Source organism: Streptomyces sp. NPDC052396 (genome assembly GCF_044593195.1).
Classification (GTDB): Bacteria; Actinomycetota; Actinomycetes; order Streptomycetales; family Streptomycetaceae; genus Streptomyces.
Window position 1 is genome coordinate 13,259 of record NZ_JBIUAW010000029.1, and the last position, 20,182, is coordinate 33,440.

14 protein-coding genes and 1 pseudogene are annotated in these 20,182 nt (G+C 66.3%); 2 read left to right on the plus strand and 13 right to left on the minus strand.

Annotated features, from left to right (window positions below; all coding sequences use genetic code 11):
- Positions 1 to 162: 162 nt before the first annotated feature.
- The 6 genes from mycP (ACIHFE_RS34080) to ACIHFE_RS34105 all read right to left on the minus strand — a co-directional run bounded on the left by mycP (ACIHFE_RS34080) (position 163) and on the right by ACIHFE_RS34105 (position 9,746).
- Positions 163 to 1,419 carry a type VII secretion-associated serine protease mycosin gene (gene mycP, locus ACIHFE_RS34080; RefSeq protein ID WP_400112894.1) on the minus strand — a complete coding sequence of 419 codons (1,257 nt, stop codon included), beginning with the start codon at positions 1,417 to 1,419 and terminating at the stop codon, positions 163 to 165.
- Between the two features lie 1,718 nt (positions 1,420 to 3,137).
- Entirely contained in the window at positions 3,138 to 3,446 is a 309-nt protein-coding gene (locus tag ACIHFE_RS34085) for a hypothetical protein (protein WP_400112896.1), read from the minus strand.
- A 974-nt stretch (positions 3,447 to 4,420) separates the two neighbouring features.
- Positions 4,421 to 6,160: an alpha/beta hydrolase gene (locus tag ACIHFE_RS34090; protein WP_400112913.1), complete on the minus strand. Its 1,740-nt coding sequence runs from the start codon at positions 6,158 to 6,160 to the stop codon at positions 4,421 to 4,423.
- A 2-nt stretch (positions 6,161 to 6,162) separates the two neighbouring features.
- Entirely contained in the window at positions 6,163 to 6,501 is a 339-nt protein-coding gene (locus tag ACIHFE_RS34095; protein ID WP_400112898.1) for a WXG100 family type VII secretion target, read from the minus strand.
- 38 nt (positions 6,502 to 6,539) lie between these two features.
- Entirely contained in the window at positions 6,540 to 7,658 is a 1,119-nt protein-coding gene (mycP, locus tag ACIHFE_RS34100; protein ID WP_400112900.1) for a type VII secretion-associated serine protease mycosin, read from the minus strand.
- Between the two features lie 1,671 nt (positions 7,659 to 9,329).
- On the minus strand, positions 9,330 to 9,746 hold the full coding sequence (locus ACIHFE_RS34105; RefSeq protein WP_400112902.1) for a hypothetical protein: 417 nt from the start codon (positions 9,744 to 9,746) through the stop codon (positions 9,330 to 9,332).
- Between the two features lie 228 nt (positions 9,747 to 9,974).
- Here ACIHFE_RS34105 and ACIHFE_RS34110 point away from each other — a divergent pair, with 228 nt between their 5' ends.
- Entirely contained in the window at positions 9,975 to 10,343 is a 369-nt protein-coding gene (locus ACIHFE_RS34110) for a hypothetical protein (protein WP_400112904.1), read from the plus strand.
- 45 nt (positions 10,344 to 10,388) lie between these two features.
- Here the strand turns inward: ACIHFE_RS34110 and ACIHFE_RS34115 are convergent, their stop codons facing one another.
- The 5 genes from ACIHFE_RS34115 to ACIHFE_RS34135 all read right to left on the minus strand — a co-directional run bounded on the left by ACIHFE_RS34115 (position 10,389) and on the right by ACIHFE_RS34135 (position 17,670).
- Complete coding sequence (locus ACIHFE_RS34115; protein WP_400112915.1) at positions 10,389 to 12,695, minus strand: xanthine dehydrogenase family protein molybdopterin-binding subunit; 2,307 nt, start codon at positions 12,693 to 12,695, stop codon at positions 10,389 to 10,391.
- Between the two features lie 62 nt (positions 12,696 to 12,757).
- Positions 12,758 to 15,013, minus strand: coding sequence for a 2Fe-2S iron-sulfur cluster-binding protein (locus ACIHFE_RS34120; RefSeq protein WP_400112906.1), 2,256 nt, complete (start codon positions 15,011 to 15,013; stop codon positions 12,758 to 12,760).
- Positions 15,010 to 15,927 carry an FAD binding domain-containing protein gene (locus tag ACIHFE_RS34125; RefSeq protein WP_400112908.1) on the minus strand — a complete coding sequence of 306 codons (918 nt, stop codon included), beginning with the start codon at positions 15,925 to 15,927 and terminating at the stop codon, positions 15,010 to 15,012. The genes ACIHFE_RS34120 and ACIHFE_RS34125 overlap by 4 nt, the downstream gene beginning before the upstream one ends.
- Before the next feature lie 766 nt (positions 15,928 to 16,693).
- Entirely contained in the window at positions 16,694 to 16,993 is a 300-nt protein-coding gene (locus ACIHFE_RS34130) for a DUF3039 domain-containing protein (RefSeq protein WP_071961972.1), read from the minus strand.
- A 74-nt stretch (positions 16,994 to 17,067) separates the two neighbouring features.
- Positions 17,068 to 17,670, minus strand: coding sequence for a YqgE/AlgH family protein (locus tag ACIHFE_RS34135; protein ID WP_400112910.1), 603 nt, complete (start codon positions 17,668 to 17,670; stop codon positions 17,068 to 17,070).
- Between the two features lie 241 nt (positions 17,671 to 17,911).
- Between ACIHFE_RS34135 and murA the strand changes: the two genes are divergently transcribed.
- Complete coding sequence (murA, locus tag ACIHFE_RS34140; protein ID WP_400112911.1) at positions 17,912 to 19,249, plus strand: UDP-N-acetylglucosamine 1-carboxyvinyltransferase; 1,338 nt, start codon at positions 17,912 to 17,914, stop codon at positions 19,247 to 19,249.
- Between the two features lie 160 nt (positions 19,250 to 19,409).
- Here murA and ACIHFE_RS34145 read toward each other — a convergent pair whose 3' ends face one another.
- Entirely contained in the window at positions 19,410 to 19,691 is a 282-nt protein-coding gene (locus ACIHFE_RS34145; RefSeq protein WP_004951951.1) for an HU family DNA-binding protein, read from the minus strand.
- Positions 19,692 to 19,993: 302 nt separating this feature from the next.
- Positions 19,994 to 20,182 (minus strand): annotated as a pseudogene (locus tag ACIHFE_RS34150) (NAD-dependent malic enzyme); the annotation flags it as partial.

A 20,182-nucleotide genomic window follows, 5' to 3' on the forward strand; every position in this document is an offset into this window, starting at 1 on the left:
CTCATCCAATCTTCAGAGATCGCGGAACTATTTTGAAAGGTCATTCGCGCCATGATGGATGTGTAAAGAAAAGACGCGTATACGCGAGTCGTAGCATCCGCTATACCAGGCCAATGCGGGCAGCTCTGCCCACTTGTTCAGGTAAAGGTAACTACAAACCGGCTATCGATAAGGCTCGCAATTTGACCGAGATGTGTCGGTGGAGAGGGATCCAGCGCGACGTCGTCGGATAATTACGCTTACTGCAAGCCCCAAACCGCCAAGTGCAATTACTGCGATGACGCACGCAACCCATTTCAAGCCGACGCCGCTGTGCCGTTTTGTGGATTTCTCGGTTGGTGACACTACGCTTCCAGCTGTTGATTCTGGTAGCTGAGCGAAGGGCGAGTTCCGCTCATCGGAAGTAGCCTTCCCAGTCAAGGGGCTAACGTTGGCTGGCCCTGGGTCACCGGGATCCTTGAGGGCAATTCGTGGCCGAATCAAGCCGTAACCGACTTTGTCGTTGCGCTGCTCGCCGCTTTGGGCGCGGCCGGCTGTGTTGATGAGGACGCGGAGAACCTGGTTGGCGGTCCAGTCAGGGTGCTTGGACCAGACAAGGGCAGCGGCGGCAGAGGCCAGGGCGGTGGCATCACTGGTTCCGTGGCTCGCGCATACTCCAGTTCCCCCTTTGCAGCTTGAGTGCATGTCGTCGCCAGGAGCGACAAGAGCCACCTGCGGTCCGCGCTCGGATTCGGCTGTTACCTCCAAATCCTTGTTGACCGCGCCTACGCCTACCACACCCGGATGGGCAGCGGGGTAAAGGACATAGTTACCCTTCTGCCCGGAGTTCCCGGCAGCGGCAAAGACCAACTTCCCCTTTGCCAATGCATAGTTGAGCGCCGCTGCCTCCAGCTTGTTTTCATCCGTGTTGGCCAGTGAAATGCTGATGATGCGGGCATCAGAATCAGCCGCGTATCGGATTGCCTTCGCGAAGTCTGCATCCAGGTTCGGGGCGTGGCCAGCAACCGCAAGCGCCTCGGGTACTTTATCCGTAACCACCCGCACGGGTAGGATCTTCGCTCCGGGAGCAAGACCGAAACCGCCCTCCCCGCCATCCCCCTTTCCGTTAGCAGCAACGAACTCCGCCATCATGGTCCCGTGGCCCTCGTAGTCCGAGGTAGCACCGCCGGGCAGACCCGAGAAGTCTCTTCCCGGAAGCACTTGACCACGAAGACCTGGAAGATCCGCCTGCACGCCCGTGTCTACAACGGCCACAGTAATGCCGGAACCCGTGCTCGTCTTCCACATTTCATCTGCGTCCATCGCATCCAGATACCACTGTTGCGATCGAACGGAATCCGCCTGTGCCGACGTGCTCGGTGTCAGCAGAAGGAAGGGGAGCGCAAGGCCCAGTACCACGGTAGAGCGTCTCTTACGCATATGGATACTTACCCCTATACATGGGTTGAGTGCTTCCCCTTCCTTCACCCTTATCAGTCGACAACGGGTGGTACGACTTGCTGTCGCCCCTGCTCCCAAGTGGCCTCTTCCTCAACCAGGAAGTCCGGTCGGGAGGCTTGTTGCAAGCTCTTGCCGCCACGACGTTCCTTCTGTTCATCCTTCGCCACTAGGCCTGTTCCACCTGGCGTGAAAGGCCGGTTGGCAACGGATGGACGTCGGGTCGGAGAACCGCCGACGACACCGCCGGCCTCAGACGCCAGGCGGCGCCCAGCGGTTACCCCACCAGTACCTGTCCGGCCAGTCGCAGCCCCCGGTGAGCCCAAACCTCCTGACCCGTACGCCATCGGGGGACGGCCTTGGGGCTGGCCCGGCTCCGTTCCAATTACTGTGCCTCTCGGCATCTGGCTGGACGTTTGCCCGGTCATGCGCGGCGTCGGGCGCCCGCCGACAATGCCGTCGGCGGGCAGGCCAGGGGCAGGTACTGCGAGCCTTCCTGGGCCGAATGGGCTTTGTTGTGGGACGCGCGCAACTGGGCTTTGCCCAGGTATGCCGATGCGTGCCGATTCCTGCCCTTTGGGGGGCAGCTCGCCAACTTGGACGGGGCGGTTACCGGGCTTGATGCGTCCGGGAGTTGCCGGAATGGACGGCAGCGGCAACCCGACGGGAATGCCGTTCGTGTGTGAGTGATGGGTCGGGCCGCCAAGGGGCGAGGTCGGCACGGACGGTGTGGTTGGCGCCGGAGGCGTAATCACACCACTGTCCACATGCGTATGGGTCGGCGGCTGGTCAGCGTGTTCTGTCGGGATGGTGTGTATCGTGTCCGCGCCATCACGTGCCGGTACGCCGTCGGTCCTGGCGTGCTGGGCCGGCCGAACCGGTCCCGATTCCTCAGAAGACGGTGCCATAGCTCTCGAGGAAGTTGCGGATTCCGGAGCAAATCCCTGGCGAGCGCGCCCGCTTGGCGCAGGAATGTACTCCCAGTCGTTAGTTCTCGGTCGCGGCAGTACTGCCCTTGGCATGGGTGGAAAGTTGGGCCTGGGAGCCGAAGTAATCTGGACTCCTGCTGAGTTATAAGACTCCGCCAATGCCTTCATCAGCTCAGCCGCTTCCGCATGCGCCTTGTCCATGCGAACCTGAGCGTCATATGCCTCGTGCTGACTCGGTACCCCGCTCGCCCCAGGAAGGGTTTTGACGAAAGTCCCGGGCGGGGGAACTTTGCTGATCACCAAGTTCAGTTCGCTATGAGCCAGCCATGTACTGACCTTCTTCTGGTCGTCCTGCGAGAACTTAGGCATGGCAACCGCGCTGGCCAGCTTGTCCGAGGCGTGCTGCATCGCCTCGCCGACCTTCTTGCTGTACTCAGCCAACTGGACGACCGCGTCGGCCATCTTGCCACCCCAGAGATGGAAGGAGTCGGCGCCCTCTCCCTCCCACTCGACACGGGCCATATCTCCCTTGAGGGAGTTGCCCATCTTCTCAAGCGGATCCTGGACGTCGATCAGCCGTTGGGCAACATCACGGAGCTGACCGACATCGGTGTTTGCCACCATCTCCTGCAGTTTCTGATGCGGCAGATTGTGGAAGTCCTCGGAGCACTTGTGCTCACGAACCGAAGTGCGGGGATCTCGTGGTCCGTTTCCCTTTGCGGAGTCAGTCACGCTGGATGTTCCTCTCGTACTCGGTGAAATGATTCGACATCACATGGTCACCTTGTTGCTGCCAGGCTTGTCTTCTGACGGACCCGTGCTGGGCAACGGTACGAACGGATCTCCCTTTGCGGGAATGTAGTGCTTCAACAGTTCTTTCTGCACCGCCCACATACGGTCACGCTGTTCCGTATCGGTATCGGCATAGCTGTTGTGGGCGCCGCCAATGGCAAGCCGCAACGCATCGATCTGGTCATGCAACAGCTTTGACAGCGTCGTCAGGTCGGTGTGAACGGTGCTGTAAGCACCGTAAAGCTCGGCCACCTCAGCAAAGCCGTTCCCCAGGTGTGCCGACTGCAAGCCGCTCGTATATGACGCGCGATCTCCTGTTGCCTCGGGCTTTCGCCTGTCAGGAGCTCGTCCTCAAGTCCGCTCCTCAACGCCGCTTCTCGCGTTGCTGCGCTGCCCTTGCCAATCGGCCCTCAGCGCCAAAGAAGAGTAGGAAGTGGGCATGTATCTTCCGTGAGGCTACCGACGGCCGGCACAGTTATAGGCGATGCCATGAATTATTTAAGATCACGAATGCCCTTGCTTATTCCCTTCGTGGCTGACGAAATCGCCTTGTAAATTCCGATGATGACGTTGGCAGCCATCTGCGCACGGGGGCTCCGCACACTCAACCGAATTGGCAATTACGGCTACTCACCCATGGCTCTTGTCCCGAGTCAAGTATGTTTGCGCCGACCAAAAGTCGGACTCAAATCGAGGAGTCAAGTCTACATGCGGATCGGGGCGCCCATGCTTCCCTGGCGTCCCCTTAGGGTATGTCAATTCAGACTTTTTAACGCAAGGCGACTGAACGACAAAGAAAATGTTGCCCACAGTACCGACGCCAAGCTCGATAGAAAAACCATCACCTGTCTTAGCTCGAATGCCAGGGAGATCCTTGTCTGTATCGACACTTACTATCTCGTATCTGCGGCTCTCCCAGTACCGCTGCACCACTCCAAGGAAGCTTCCTCGACGCTGCTCAGACACTTTAGTGGTGACAACGCGCCGACGCCACACGCTTACGGAACCAGTGGGGATATTCAGACCCGTACTGCACCCGACCTCGTTCGCCCGCGAGTAATCCCACTTCACTGGGGGCTTGATCGCCAAAAGCGTTTCATTGAGGATGGATTCAGCCCGATCCCCCGCCTGTTGCATATTCACCTCAAGCCCTTCCTTTTCCGTGCGTTCATGCTCAGTACGCACTTCGCTAGCACTGCAACCAACGAGGATTCCTGCCAGTGCCGCGACACCGATAAAGCGCGCTCTCAGGACTCTAGTATTCAACGCGGCGCCGCCTTGCTGATTTTATCACCGTGGCCGGTTACGATTTTCGCTATGTTATCAAGGGAGTCACCACCCCTTTGGTCAAAATAGATGGAGTGCGCTGGCGTATTCCCCTTAGCCAGGCCCGTAATTCCGGTATCCTCGCCAGGGGCCACGGAAAATCGGTGAGCTCCAAAATCCCTACTTGCCGGATCATGCCCAAAAGCCCCCTGGTGCGCAAACGAAAATTCTCCGCCTGGCGCTATCAAATCAATCCAACGGTTAAGCTTTCCAACCGATGGTGGCAGATGCGTGACCTGATCATTTTCTGCTGACCCGACATAGACGTGATCAGATCCCACTCCGAGGTCTGACGCTTTATCCACTCCGGTTCCGGGGCTACCCACCAGAATAACGTCATCAGCCGGCAGACCCCCTTTCTGCTGACTTGCCTGCCCAACAGCTAGGGAACCATACGAGTGCCCCAGAGCCGTCACGTGAGGTGGGTCGCCTTCATGAGTGGCACGAATCCCCTGAAGAAACCGATCATAGATCGGCGCACCCCGTTGGGCTGTTGCTGAAAACATGACGTCCGTTGGATCATGGTCACCTGTCATTTGGGGAGCATCGTAGCCAAGCCATACGATTGAGGCAGTCGGATTCTTAGGATCAATCACAGCGGCTCTGTCTGCAACATTAAAGGCTCGACCTACATCAGAATCCGCAAAATGTGCATCAAGTTTTGTATTGAGGCCAGGCACGTAGGCAGATACATTCTTGGCAGTATCCGGATTACCGAATGAGACGATGGCTCGCCCATTGCCTTCCTCACCGATCCCGAGGAGGTATGGCCGCATATCACCTCGATTGTCATGGATTTGTTTTTGGATACCCTGGAGGCCATCGATCTTATCTTTTAGCTCGCTCTTCTTACTGCCCGAAGCGGTTTGATACTCGTCCTCCAGCTTCCTGATGAGAATCGGTAGGTAGATTCGATTCGCCTTGTCCCGATCGCCTGCTGGAATTCCGTCACGGTTACCGAGAATATATGGATGATCTTCCAGGAGTTTGGCCCTCAGCTCGGGAGGCAAACCTTTCCACCAAGAATTGATTGCCGTCGGTGACCCATTCTTGTCCGGCATGCCGATTTCTTTGAGTAGGTCACGATCGGCACTTCGCGCAGTATAGTTCTCCAAGAATCCAAAGAACCAAGTCCCATTCGACTTTGTGCAGCGGCGTCCTGCATCCGTGTAAGTCCTCAGTGCATCTGCATACTCTTTGTCCGCTGCTCGGGCGTCCTTCAGTACAGTGCCTATTCCCTCAGCAAAGCCCTTCATGCGCTCAGCTTGGTCTCTCTCTGCAGCGCCAAGGTCCGCTGAGGATAGACCTTTCTTTGAGAGATCCGGCCCCGTCACGGAGCCGTCGTCATGAACTGTGAATCCTGCTTCTTTAGCCTCTGCGATCAAATTTTTCATGCGCCCCTGGAGGGCCGCAATTGCTTCACCCGCTGCGCGCAATACAGTGCCCACGGATTCAATTTCCTGTCGAGCAACGTTCAAGTCATCCCGCACTCGGCCCAGGTAATCAGCCGCCGATTCTGCACCTACACCGCCTTGCCATTTTTCAAACACTTGAACTTGAAGGTACTTTCCACAGTCCTGGGCGTGGCCACCAAACTTTCCAGAAAGGTCGTCCCAGGCGTTGCCCGCGTCAACTAGCAGCAGGGGTTTGGCCTCTGTTATGTCAGATATTCTCATGCTCACCGCCAGCTTTTTGGAAGGTCAACACCGGATCTCAGGGATTCCCCATTATGCTGATCTGTTGCTTTGTAATTGCCTGCCGATCCCGCCACCTTTTCGCTAGCCTTCTCGACCATTCCTGCCAGTGAACGCAGGGCTTGCGTCCAGGCCTCAAGGCACTCGTGAACTTCTTTTCCGGTCTGCCAACCTCTAACCCCTGAAACGGCACTATCAGACGGTCCGAAGAGTGATTTGATCTCTTCAGGCATTTCTTTGGCTACCTTACGTGCTGCTCCAGCGGCTTTTCCTACCTCGTCGGCTTCAATCCGATAGCCAGGGCCTGCAGGCATGGGACTCATGAATAAAATTCCTCTAGTGTTTAACCACTTACGGAGTTTCAGGGTCGATAGCGGGACGGGGAACCAGTGGACTGGAGACGGCTGCGTCGGCGGTTGATGGCGAACGGCACGGCAATTGCTACGCAGATGAGGGCAGCTGCCCCCATGCCTCCAACAATCCACTTCGTGCTGCTGCCCCCGCCGTCATCTCGTGCGGAGTTGACAGCTGAGTCCACGGTTGGCCGCGCACTGGGCTTTGCCAGCTGCGGAGACGTGGAAGCCGCCAACCTAGACGTCTGCTTGCCAGTCAGCGGATGAATGTCGGCGGGGCCTGGGTCGCCCGGGTCCGTGAGGGCAACGCGGGGGCGGGCAAGGCCGTATCCGACCTGGTCATTGCGTTTATCGCCGCTCTTGGGATGACCGGCGGTGTTGATGAGGACACGGAGAACTTGGTTGGCGGTCCAGTCAGGGTGCTTGGACCAGACGAGGGCGGCGGAGGCCGAGGCGAGGGCGGTTGAGGCGCTTGTGCCGTGGCCGCTGCAGAGGCCCGTCCTTCTTGGGCACGTGGTAATCATGTCGTCACCAGGAGCCACAAGGGCTACTTGTGGGCCTCTTTCGGATTCCGCCGTCACCTTGGCGTCCTTGCCGATCGCCCCAACACCCACAACTCCTGGGACCGCTGCAGGATATTCAGGGAGGTTACCTTCTTGCCCCCCATTACCAACAGAGGCAAAAATCAACTTGCCCTTGGAGATCGCGTATTCAATCGCCTTCTCCTCCGCCTCACTCCGCGCTGGAGCTCCCATGGAGATGTTGATGATCTTTGCAGGGGAGTCGGCGGCAAACCGGATGGCTGATGTGGTTGACGTCTCGCCATCCACTCGTGCGCCACGGTCACCCTCTCCCGTGACTCTCAATGGAAGGATCTTGGCATCCGGAGCAAGGCCCTTGGTGCCCGCTCCCCCAACCCCCTTGCCTGTTCCGGTGATGAGGACCGCCATCACGGTGCCATGGCCGTTGAGGTCCGTGTACTCGTCGCCGGGCTCCCCGGAAAAGTCTTTTCCGGGGAGCACTTGGCCTTGTAGGTCGGGGAGCGTACGGTCAACCCCGCTGTCGATGACGGCAACGGTGATCCCACTACCAGTGCTTGACGCCCAAACGTCGTCGGCGTGCATCATGTCCAGGTACCACTGTTGACTGCGTGGCGTATCAGCACGGGCAGGTTGGGTGGGCGTGGCCAGAAGGAAGAGGGACGCGACAACGCATAGTATGCCGCTCCATCTGCGCGGACCGGCATCTGAGTTGTGGTGCATTTAGTCCCTGTTCCTTCCTCTGTTAATCAACGACGGGTGGCACGACTCGCCGGTCAGTCTGCGCCCAGGTTTCTTCCTCTTCGGTCAGGTAGTCAGGGCTCCTGCCTTGCCTTGCATTGCCCTTCTTACGATCACCGCTTCCTCCATTGGCACCGCGTACGAGACCGGCTCCTCCAGGGGTGAACGGCCTGTCGCTGCCAGTGGACCGTTGCGATGCAGAACCGCCGACTACACCGCCGGTTTGGGATGCGAAACGCCGTCCAGACACGGCCCCGCCAGGTCGGAAATGACCACTTGCTCCGGCAGTGGAACCTACGGCTCCTGGACCGTGGGCCATTGGCGGGCGCGCCTGGGGACTCCCAGGCTCCGTGCCGACAACCGTGCCCCGAGGGGGTTGAGTTGTGCCTACTCCAGTGGCGCGAGGTACGGGGCATCCACCGACCACGCCATCGCCCGGCAACTCTCTGGGCCCCATAGCGCTACCGAATCGACCAACACCAGGCCCTTCAGGGGTGCCCGCAACCGGCAGTTGCCTTGAGAGTCCGCTGAACTTGCCAGTGGGGCCAGTCGAACCCGGCTCGCCGGCGGGGGGTAGCTGATTGCCGGTCATTCCGGAGTGAGGAACTGGAAGGACTGGCGGCAAAGACGGGAGCCCCACGGGGTGGGACTGGTGCGGGACATCGCCATTCGGCACCGTGGGTACGTGCGGCGAAGGAGGAGTAATTACAGTCCCGTCTACATGCGTCTGCACGGGAGGCCGACTGGGTTCTCCAGTAGGCGATCCCTGCGGCCCGCTTTCTCTGCTCGTGTGGTGGAAATCGCTCCCGGGATTCGAAGCGCTTGGCTTGGACGGCACCGACGTACTTGCATCGCTGATTGTCGCCGGCCCCGTCGAGGAAGTGCCAAGCGATCCGCGATTGGGGCCACTGAGAGGCACATCCTCCAAGTGCTCCCTGTGCCTTGGAGCAGGCAGCATCGACAACGGCATAGGCGGAAAGTTGGGCCGCTTCGCAGAAGCGATCTTGACGCCCGCAGAGTTGTAGGACTCCGCCAGCTTCTTGACCGCCTTGGCCGCTTCCTGCTGCCTCTTCTGCTGCTCGTCCTTGGGAAGCGACTTGTCGTAGCGCGGCATGTTCTGCGCATCAACGATGTCAACAGAGGCCTGTACCATCGCCTCGCCGGCCGCCTTGCTGTACTCGGCCAGGTCGAGAACCGCGTTGCCCATGGACGCGCCCCAGTTATGAAAGGCCTGCGCTCCTTCCCCTTCCCATTTGACACGGGACATGTGCTGCTTCAGCTTTTCGCCCACGGTCTTGATTTGTTCATGCGCCGCCTTCAGTCTGTCTCCGACAGCGGCAACCCTGCCGGCATCGGCGTTGAAAACCATGTCCTTCAGCTGCTCGTGTTTGACGGAATAAAAGTCCTGAGAACAAGCATGTTCACTGACCATGGGACGCGGGTCACTGTGCCCACTGCCCCTTGCCGAGTCAGCCACGTCAGCCCTCCCCCCTGCTACTGTGAATGAACACACGCATATCAAGTCGCCACTGAGGTGTCATTCGGCTTGCCCTTGGACTCCGTGGTTGGCTGCGTCGGGTACGGGGCGTACGGGCCCGACTTGGGCGGGACGTAGTGCTGCATCAAGTCTTTCTGCACAGCCCACATCTGGTCCCTTTGTGCCTGATCTGTATCTACATATCCATTGTGTGCGCTATGCGTTGCGAGCTCCAGAGCCTCGATCTGGTCATGCAGCAGCTTGGACAGCGCTACCAGGTCTCCCTGCACAGCGGCATACGCGCCGTGTAACTCGCCTACCTCTTCGAACCCGTTGCCCAAGTTATCGGCGACGAGGTGCGAATCCGCGAAGGACGTCGAAGGCGCGTCCTTCCCTTGGAGCGTCTTGAGCACCTCATCGATACCCGCCTTGAAGGTCGTGAGGGTCTCCAACTCCACTCTGACCTGGTCAGCAGTAACCGTCACTTCAGCCCCACCCCTCAGTCAACCCGTGTGCTCTGCAACAAACACCCCAAGCTTACCGACTGGTACTGACAGTCACCCAGCAGGCACGCCTCAACTGACTGAGTACGGACGGGGATTGACAGGCGTCGTCCCGCCCCCTCACGAACCCATACGGACGGCCGTCGCTACGCTACGGGTTCCCGAGCCCACCGATGAGGTCCCATGAAGCCGAAGCAACGGCGCGCCATCCCCGTGCTCCTCCTCTCCTGCCTCGCCATCGCCTGCCTGGTCGTCTGGGGGCGGCAGGGGAATGCGCTCGACGACCGGACGTCGGCGGCCTGCCGCTGGCTCGCCGTCCCGTGGAGTATTTACGCCACGGCCTACGGGGTGGCGCTCTCGGCCGTAGCCGCCATCGCCGCCTATGTGTGGGATGCGCGGTACCGGGCACCCGGCGAGTTGCCCGCGTGGCCCGCGGCGCTGGGAGTGGTGCTGGCGGTGCCGCTCCTGGTGCTGGGCGCGGGCGCCGTGTGGTTGACGTACGACGAGGCGGCCGATGTGGCGGGGAAGGTCGGGCACAACTTCTGCATGTGACTTCTGAGTGCGAGGGACCGCGACCCGCGCGGCGGGCCAAAGGGCCTAAGCCCCCGTCACCACCGCCGTCTGCGGCCGAATCGGCAGCCGGTTGATCGGCCGCCCCGTCGCCGCGCGGACCGCCGCCGCGACGGCGGACGGGGAGGTGACGACCGGGGCCGCGCTGATGGCCTTGGCGCCGAAGGGGGCGACCACGTCGCGTTCTTCGACGAGTTTGACGATGTGGATGTCGGGGGCGTCCAGGGCGGTCGGCAGGGCGTAGCCGGTGAAGTCGGGGTGGCGGACCAGGCCGCCGCTGGTGCGGAGGTTTTCGGTGAGGGCGGCGCCGATGCCCTGGGTGAGGCCGGCCTCGATGCGGGCGTGGGCCTGGGCCGGGTTGAGGACGCGGCCGACGTCCTGGGCCACGGCCAGTTCGACCACGCGGACGGAGCCGAGTTCCACGTCGACGTCGACCACGGCGCGTACCGCGCAGAAGGCGAGGCCGACGAAGGCGTCGCCCTGGCCGGTCTCGTCCAGGGGCTCGGTGGGGTGGGGGCGGCACTGGGCGGTGGCCCAGAGTTCCTTGCCGTCCAGGGCCTCGGCGACGGTGGTGCTCAGCACGCCGTCATAGGAGGTGATCTTGCCGTCGGCGATGGTGAGCAGCTCGTGGGACATGCCGAACTGGTGGGCAAGGGGCTGGAGAAGCTGGGTGCGCACCATGCGGGCGGCGCGTTCCACGGCGCCGCCGGAGACCCAGGTGTGGCGGCTGTGGGCGGCGGGGCCGCAGGGGGGCTGGTCGGTGTCGACCGGTGCGATATGGACGTCCTCGATGCCCAGGATCTCCTGGACGATCTGGCGGGCGAGGGTGGCAAAGCCCTGGCCGGTCTCGACCGCGGCGCAGATGACGGTGGCGACCGAGCCGCTGACCTTGACGGTGGCGGTGGAGACCTCGTCCGCGCCCTCCGCGCCGAGCATATGGACCATGCCCAGGCCGTAGCCGACGCCGCGGCGGACGGCGGAGGGTTCGCCGGCGCCGTCCGGTCCGCCGGGGAGCAGCCAGTGCTCCTCGGAGTCGTCCGCGGGGAGGGCGGGGAGGGGGAAGTCGCGTACGGCGGCCAGGAGTTCGGCGACGGGGGCGGGGCAGGTGACGGTCTGGCCGGTGGGGAGGAGGTCCCCGGTGGCCAGGACATTGCGCATGCGCAACTCGGCCGGGTCCAGGCCGAGTTTGGCGGCCAGCTTGTCCATCTGGCCCTCATAAGCGGCGCACACCTGCATGGCGCCCTCGCCGCGGACATGGCCGGAGGGCGGGTTGTTGGTGCGTACCGCCCAGCCCTCGACAAAGGCGTGCGGGACGACATACGGACCGCAGGCGAAGGCCACGGCGGCGGCCAGGGCGTCGGAGGAGGAGTCGGCATAGGCGCCGGCGTCCATCAGGATCTGGGCCTCGACCTTGACCAGCTTGCCCTCGGCGTCCGCATGGTGGCGATAGCGCAGCAGGGTGGGGTGGCGGTGGGAGTGGCTGAGGAAGGACTCCTCGCGAGTGGCGGCCAGTTTGACCGGGTGGCCGGTGCGCAGGGCGAGGAGGCCCAGCGGGAGCTGGATGCCGGAGTCCTCGCGGTCGCCCATGGCGCCGGGGACTCCGGTGACCACGATCTTCACGCGCTCGGGTTCCAGGCCGAAGCAGGCGGCGGCCAGGTCGCGGTCGGCATGCGGGTCGGTGGAGGCGGTGTAGATGTCCACGCCGCCGTCCGGGCGCGGTACGGCCAGGCCGGCCTCGGCGCCGATGGGGGCCGGGTCCTGGCGGCCGATGCGGTAGAGGCCCTCGACCACGACCTCGCCGGTGACCTCGGGGTCGCCGAAGCGGAGGGGGATGTGCCGGATGAGGTTGCCATCGGGGTGCAAGGGCTCGGCGGCAAAGGCCAGTTCGGGGTCGGTGACCGGTTCCAGGACCTCGTACTCGACCACGATGGCGGCGGCGGCCAGCCGGGCGGTGTCGGGGTGGTCGGCGGCGACCGCGGCGATCGGCTCGCCATGGTGGCGCACCAGCTCGAAGGCGAAGACCGGGCGGTCGGCGATCTTGCGGCCATGGGCGGCGTCGCCGGGGACATCGGCGTGGGTGACCACGGCGTGGACGCCCGGCATGGCGGCGGCCGTGCGGGTGTCAATGGAGAGGATGCGGGCGTGCGGGTGCGGGGAGCGCAGCACGGCCGCCCACAGCAGTCCTTCGGCCCAGAGGTCGGCGGCGTAGGGGAAGGTGCCTTGGGTCTTGGCCTCCGCGTCGGCCGGGGCCAGGGAGACGCCGAGGCCGTGCGGCGGGGCTTCGGCGGCCGGCGGGGCGGGGACGGCCGTGGCGAGGGAGGCCAGGTTGGGCACGCTGCTCGCGTCCACGCCGACGCCCCCCAATCCGCCCGGCCCGGCGTTACCGCCCATTCCCGTCATGCCATTGCCCTTCCACTGCCGCCGTTGTGCGGGCCCGCCTGGTGCGGGATGCGTGCCGTGTCCGTCTCGGGGTGCGCCTCCTCCAGGGCCGCGGCCCGCTCGGCGCGCTCGTCGACGACCTGGCGCACCGCCTGCAGTACGCCCCGGTAGCCGGAGCAGCGGCAGAGGTTGCCGCAGAGCGCCTGACGGGTTTCCAGCTCGGTCGGAGCGTGGTTGCCCTCCAGGAGGTCGTGCACGGTCATCGCCATGCCCGGCACGCAGAAGCCGCACTGCACCGCGCCGCACTCGGCCAACGCCCGCTGGACGTCGGAGGGTTGGCCGTCCATGGCCAGGCCCTCGACGGTACGCACCTCGGAGCCGGCCGTGGTCGCGGCGGGCACCAGGCAGGAGGCCACCAGACGTCCGTCGACCTGGACCGAGCAGGCGCCGCACTCGCCCTGGGCGCAGCCGTCCTTGGCGCCCGCCAGGCCGAGGCGCTCGCGCAGGACATAGAGCAGCGACTCGCCGATCCAGGCGTCGGTGACCGGGCGGTCGGTGCCATTGACGCGCAGGACGTAGGAGGCGCAGGGGTGTTCGGTGTACGGGCCGACGGGCTCCGGGCCGGACTCCAGGGGCTCCAGGAACTCGTCGGAGTCCAAGGGCGCTTCGGGGTCCGCGGGTGCGGCGGAGTGCGCGGGCGCGGTGGAGTGCGCGGGCGCGGTGGAGTTCGGATGCGCGTCGGAGTTCAGGTGCACATCGGCATCCGGGGATGCCTCGGGGGCCGAGGGCATCTCGGGTGCCGAGGAAGCCTGCGGCTCCGGGTGCTCCTGGATTGCCTGGTGCGTCTGGGACGGCCGGGGCGGCGGCTGGATTGCCTGGGGCGCCTCGTCGGCCGGGGGCTCGGCGGTCGGTGCGACGGAGGCCGGCGCGGCCGGTTCCGGTTCGGGGCGGGGCTCGGGGGCTTCCGCGACAGCCGGTTCGGCGGCGGGGGCCGGGACGGGAGCGGCGGCGGGAAGAGGAGCGGGAGCCGGCTCCGGGGCGGCGGGGACCTGGTCGGTCTCGGCCGCCCAGGCGTCGGCGGGATGTCCGGTGGACGCGTCCCCTGCGGCGCCCCGGATGCCCAGGTCGCCCGGGTGACCCGGGTGACCCGGGTGGCCGGTGTTCTCGGACGCGGCGGGCACGCTCCACTGGCCGCCGGCACCCTCGGCGGCGACGGGCTGGTGCCAGGCACCGCTGCCGGTGTCGCCGGGCCCGGGCGCGGGCCATTCGGCGGTCGACTCCGGGTCGGCGGCGGGGTTCTCGCCCTGTGCCGGCCGGCGCAGGGCGTACTCGCCGGACTCCTCGACCGGGTCGTCCCCGGCGGCCGGGATGTTCCACTGGCCGGTGGACCCCGGGCCCGTCTCGGGAGCGACCGGGGCGAAGGACCACTGTGCGGTGGTGTGGGCCTCGGGAGCACCGTCGGGGGCATGGCCGTGCACCGGGTCATAGGTGTCGGCGGGCATGGCCCACTCGGTGGTGGCACCGGGCTGGTAGGGCACGGACGCCCAGCCGTCGGCCGCGTCCGCGGTGGGCGCGTGCCCGGCTACCGGAGCGGACGCCGCGGCGGACTGGTGCGCTGCCGGGCGCGGGTCGCCCTGATGCGCCGTCTGGTGAGGCAGGTGGGACGGCGTCTGATGGAGGGGCTGATGCGCCGCCGGAGCTGCCTGCGGGTGCGGGGCCGCCTGTGCCGGGAGGTGCGCACCGGGGTGCGTCTGCGGGTGGGCGTCAGGGTGGTGGCCCTGGTGCGCGCCCGGTACCGGGTGCGCGGACAGCGGGGTGCCGTGCGCCGGGGTGCCATGCGGCGGAGTGCCATGCGGCGGAGTGCCATGCGACGGGGTCGTCTGAACGGCCTGGTGCGCCGCCTGATGCGCGGTCGGGTCGTGGGGCGCCGGGTAACCGCCCTGGTGCGAGGGGGCCGGCGTCACGCCCGGGGGCGGCACCATGGGGGTGCCCTGATGCGGGGTGTCCTGGGCGCCCGGGTACACCGGACCCGGCTGGTGCGGCTGCGGCGCGGCGGGGGCCTGCTGCTGCCAGGAGGCGGGCGCGGGCGGGGTGTAGCCGGTGCCGGGGGCGGCCAGCGGAGCCCAGTTGCCGCCCGCTCCGGCGCCATGGGCCAGCAACTCGGGGGGCAACTGGACAAAGGCGGTGCCCTCGTCGTACTCCATGCCGCGCGGCACCGGCTGCCAGGCGCCTTCGCCGGGCGTACGGGACTGTGGCTGCTGATCGTCACTCACGCGAGTGCCCTCCCCAGTGCTCGGCGGGCCAGAGTGGCCACCGTACGCCGCAGGTGGAGCACGGCGGGCGGCAGGGTGCCCTCCCCCGCGGTGTGGGCGGTGCCCCCGCCGCTTCCGTCCAGGCCGGGTACGGGGTCGGGGATGCAGGCGGCGGCGACATAGTCCCCGAAGGCGGCGCACGCCTCGGGTGCCAGGGTGCGTTCGCCGTCCCAGTCGATGAGCGAGGCCACCCAGTGCTCGGCCTCGTAGGGCCGCAGCGGCATGGGAGCCACCGCGCCCACCGCGCAGCGCACCATCCGCCGGGCCGGGTCCAGCACCAGGGCCACCGAGGCGACGGCGCGGCTGGGGCCGGTGCGGCTGGTGGCCTTGAGGAAGACCTGAGGGGCGTGCAGCAGGGGAACCCTTACGTAGCCGATGAGTTCACCCGGGGCCAGCATCTCCACGCCGGCCAGCAGCCTGCCCACCGGGATCTCCCGGCGGCCGCCGGGACCCGCGATGACCAGGGACGCCTCCAGGGCGGCCAGCACCGGCAGCGCGTCACCGGTGGGCGCGGCGGTGACGATATTGCCGCCCAGGGTCCCCGCGTTGCGGATCTGCGGCGGTCCGGCGGCCCGGGCGGCGGCGGCCAGGGCCGGGATGAGCGCGGCGAAGTCGGGCCGTCCCATGCGGGCATGGGTGAGTCCGGCGCCCAGCAGGGCGTGTCCGTCCAGGTACTGCCAGCCGCGGATCTCGCTGATCCGGCCCAGGCCGACCAGCGCGGCGGGCCGCAGCAGCCCGGAGTTGACGGCTGCCATCAGGTCCGTGCCACCCGCCACGGGCACGGCGGCGGGCATGGCGGCCAGCGCCGCCACGGCCTCGTCCAGCGAGCCCGGCAACGTCACGGTGTGCGCCGCCTGCGGTGCGTGCGTGGTCAACCCAGCTGCCCCTTCCCCGGTGATCCCGGCCGTTCCCGCCGTACGGTACGTGCTGTCGGCCCGGACGTGGCAACTCTGGCACATCTTCCGCCTCCGCCGTCGCCAGGGTCGGTGAACCGCGGAATCCCGTCCACCGCCGGAGGCCCGCCACCGGACCGGGCTCCGGCGCCGTCTCCGCTGTGCGGCGTATTGCCATCTTTGGGGTTCCTTGTACGACTTACGGCGGTGTGTGGAGGTCCACCGTGCCAGGGGTGCATGGCACGGACCGTCACCTTTCGGGTTGTCTCACACGATCGGGGGCGGACCATCGATCGGGCGTCCGAGCGCCCGGGCCGCGGAAAGAGGCGGCAGTCCACCGGTGGTTGACCGCCCACGATTGACGCCCGGCCGCCGGGTGGGCGCCGAGTGCCTTACCGCACCGGCGGCAGCGCCTCGACGTCGACAGGCGGGGGGCATCGGCGAGTTGGCGACCCAACCGGACAAATCGCCCATGACGCCGGACCTCAGGGCGAGTTGCTGCCACAGCGGGGGCACACATCCCAAGCGAAAGCGGAGCATATCGGGCGCGGGACGGGCCGTTGGTGCGCCGCTAGGCCCATCTCACCGTGGCGGACGGGCACTTGGGGCGAAGAAATCAGGGCAAAGGGTGGCGAAGGGAAAGCCGAAGAGAAAGGGGCGGGTACCGCCCAGGTATGCGAACGGCCCCCCGGCGCCGATCGGCGCGGCCGGGGAGCCGTACAGCACGCGGGGGCGGTCGGCCCGGTGGCTACTTCTTGTCGCCGCCCTTGCCGCCCTTGCCACCCTTGTCATCTCCGCCGGCGCCCATGCCGTCGAAGATCTCCTTGCACATCGGGCAGACCGGGTACTTCTTGGGGTCGCGCCCCGGAACCCAGACCTTGCCGCACAGGGCGACCACCGGAGACCCGGAGAGCGCGCTCTCCATGATCTTGTCCTTCTGAACGTAATGGGCGTAGCGCTCGTGGTCGCCGTCGCCGTGCGACACCTGCGGCGTCGGCTCTACGAGGGTGCCGGTCCCTGCCCCGCGCTCGGGCTCAAGAGTGCTCATGGTCCCCAAGGGTACTGGGCAGCGGCGCACTGGGTCGGGGCGACCGCGCCACCGGGACCGAGGAGACCGGGGAGTCAGTTGAGGCTTGGATCGTCCGGATAGGTGGCCACCATCGCCAGCTCATTGCGCTGGCGGCGGAGCACGGCGCGCCAGAGGTGGGCAGGGTCGGGCGAGGAGACATCACCGGGCTCGGACTCCACCACATACCAGGCGCCCTCGACCAGCTCCTCCTCCAGCTGGCCCGGGCCCCAGCCCGCATAGCCGGCGAAGATCCGCAGCGAGCCCAGGGCGGCGCGCAGCAGCTCCGGCGGGGCCTCCAGGTCGACCAGGCCGATGGCGCCGTGCACCCGGCGCCAGCCGATGGGGTCGGCCCGGACCGGACCGGCGTCCTCCGCGTCCCCGTCGGGCGGCGGCTCCCCGGGGACCACGGCCACCCCCAGCGCGGAGTCCAGCGAGACCGGGCCGCCCTGGAAGACCACGCCGGGCTCGCCGGCCAGCGGGGCCCAGGGCTCCAGCACATCGCCGACGCCCACCGGCGTGGGGCGGTTGAGGACCACCCCCAGTGAGCCTTCCTCGTCATGGTCGAGCACCAGCACCACGGCGCGGTCGAAGTTCGGGTCCGCCAGTGCCGGCGTGGCGACGAGCAGCCGCCCGGTGAGCGAGGACACCTCGGTCATGGCGACATGATCCCGCATTTCGGGCTCCCGCGGGGAGTGGAATCCGGGACCGGCCGGGGCGGCGAGGGGCGTGGACCCCGATAGCCGGGGCGTGCGATAACCGGTAGCTACCACTCCGTTAACACAGCGTGTTGTGACAAATCCATGACGTTCGCAAAGAGGGCCTGGGGCGGATTTCGGGGGCTCCGGTCGCATTACCCTTTCTTCTTGCCCCCTGCCCAACTCCAGGAACGCGAGATCCATGACCGGCCCTGACGATGTCCTGCTTGTCCACGGCGGTACCCCGCTCGAGGGCGAGATCCGTGTCCGCGGCGCGAAGAACCTTGTGCCCAAGGCCATGGTCGCCGCGCTGCTCGGCAGCGGTCCCAGCCGACTGCGCAACGTTCCCGACATCCGGGACGTCCGTGTGGTGCGCGGGCTGCTCCAGCTGCACGGTGTGACGGTGCGCCCCGGCGAGGAGCCCGGCGAGCTGGTCCTCGACCCCTCCCGCGTGGAGAGCGCCAACGTCGCCGACATCGACGCGCACGCCGGTTCCTCGCGCATCCCGATCCTGTTCTGCGGCCCGCTGCTGCACCGGCTCGGCCACGCCTTCATTCCGGGCCTGGGCGGCTGTGACATCGGCGGCCGTCCGATCGACTTCCACTTCGAGGTGCTGCGCCAGTTCGGCGCCACCATCGAGAAGCGGGAGGGCGGTCAGTACCTGGAGGCCCCGCAGCGGCTGCGCGGCACCAAGATCCAGCTGCCGTACCCGTCGGTGGGCGCCACCGAGCAGGTGCTGCTGACGGCCGTGCTGGCCGAGGGCGTCACCGTGCTGTCCAACGCGGCCGTGGAGCCGGAGATCGAGGACCTCATCTGCGTGCTGCAGAAGATGGGCGCCATCATCTCCATGGACACCGACCGCACCATCCGCATCACCGGTGTGGACTCGCTGGGCGGCTACAACCACCGCGCCCTGCCGGACCGCCTGGAGTCCGCCTCCTGGGCCAGCGCGGCGCTGGCCACCAAGGGCAACATCTATGTCCGCGGCGCCAGCCAGCGCGAGATGATGACCTTCCTCAACACCTACCGCAAGGTCGGCGGCGCCTTCGAGATCGACGACGAGGGCATCCGCTTCTGGCACCCGGGCGGCGAGCTCAGCGCCATAGCGCTGGAGACGGACGTCCACCCCGGCTTCCAGACCGACTGGCAGCAGCCGCTGGTGGTCGCCCTGACGCAGGCCTCGGGCCTGTCCATCGTCCATGAGACGGTCTATGAGTCCCGGCTGGGCTTCACCTCGGCGCTGAACCAGATGGGCGCCCACATCCAGCTCTACCGCGAGTGCCTGGGCGGCTCCGCGTGCCGCTTCGGCCAGCGGAACTTCCTGCACTCGGCGGTGGTCTCCGGTCCGACCAAGCTCCAGGGCGCGGATCTGGTCATCCCGGACCTGCGGGGCGGGTTCTCGTACCTGATCGCGGCGCTGGCGGCGGAGGGGACGTCCCGGGTGCACGGGATCGACCTGATCAACCGCGGCTATGAGAACTTCATGCAGAAGCTGCGGGACCTGGGGGCTCAGGTGGAGCTGCCGGGCGTGGACGCCTGACGGCAGGCCCTAGGGGCGGGTTCCGGGGTTTCGGCCCCGGGCCCGCCCTTTTGCTTTCCGGGTGCGGCTCCGCGCTCCTTAGGGACGCCCCTACGGGCCCCGGGTACGCCGAAGGGCGGCCACCCTGGTCCGGGGTGGCCGCCCTTCGGAGGTAAGAGCCTTACTTGCCCTTGGCGGCTTCCTTGAGCTTGGAGCCCGCGGAGACCTTCACGCTGTAACCGGCAGCGATCTGGATCGGCTCGCCCGTCTGCGGGTTACGGGCGGTGCGAGCGGCACGGTGGGTGCGCTCGAAGGTCAGGAAGCCGGGGATGGTGACCTTCTCGTCGCCCTTGGCGACGACCTCACCGACGGTCTCGGCGAGGGCGGCCAGCACGGCGTCGGCGTCCTTGCGGGTCACCTCGGCACGGTCGGCCAGCGCGGCCACCAGCTCACTGCGGTTCATGTTGTACTCCCGTGTTCTTCTTGCCAATGAGGCGTGAGATCGAAGCCGATGCTGCCAGGGCCCTCGGACAGTCCCCGGACCCGGGTCCGCCACTAGATCCCTCGCGCCCTAGGGGGTGCCCCCTGGACGGAGTCCTCGGGGGAGCATCCTGCCCCCACCAGTGGCGGGAAAGCCAATCCGGCACCCTGGAGAGTCACACGGAAAGCGCCACAGCCTCGGACAGGGCCGCGTTTTTGCGGCCCGATGTCTGCCCGACACCTTATGGGGGGCGCCGGAGCCCCGTGTCACGCGACGCGCCGCGTTCAGACGGGCGTGGCGCCCGTCACAACGGCCCCGGCCGCCCTGGCGGCCTCCCGGACGGCGCCCGCGACAGCACCGGCCACCTTGTCGTTGAAAACGCTGGGGATGATGTAGTTCGCGTTGAGTTCGTCCTCGGCGACGACATCGGCGAGGGCGCCGGCGGCGGCCAGCATCATCTCGGTGTTCACGGT

Coding starts and splice junctions, on each gene's coding strand:
- mycP (WP_400112894.1), bottom strand. CDS start 1,419: ATGCGTAAGAGACGCTCTACCGTGGTACTGGGCCTTGCGCTCCCCTTC.
- ACIHFE_RS34090 (WP_400112913.1), bottom strand. CDS start 6,160: ATGAGAATATCTGACATAACAGAGGCCAAACCCCTGCTGCTAGTTGAC.
- ACIHFE_RS34095 (WP_400112898.1), bottom strand. CDS start 6,501: ATGAGTCCCATGCCTGCAGGCCCTGGCTATCGGATTGAAGCCGACGAG.
- mycP (WP_400112900.1), bottom strand. CDS start 7,658: ATGATGCACGCCGACGACGTTTGGGCGTCAAGCACTGGTAGTGGGATC.
- ACIHFE_RS34110 (WP_400112904.1), top strand. CDS start 9,975: ATGAAGCCGAAGCAACGGCGCGCCATCCCCGTGCTCCTCCTCTCCTGC.
- ACIHFE_RS34130 (WP_071961972.1), bottom strand. CDS start 16,993: ATGAGCACTCTTGAGCCCGAGCGCGGGGCAGGGACCGGCACCCTCGTA.
- ACIHFE_RS34135 (WP_400112910.1), bottom strand. CDS start 17,670: ATGACCGAGGTGTCCTCGCTCACCGGGCGGCTGCTCGTCGCCACGCCG.
- murA (WP_400112911.1), top strand. CDS start 17,912: ATGACCGGCCCTGACGATGTCCTGCTTGTCCACGGCGGTACCCCGCTC.
- ACIHFE_RS34145 (WP_004951951.1), bottom strand. CDS start 19,691: ATGAACCGCAGTGAGCTGGTGGCCGCGCTGGCCGACCGTGCCGAGGTG.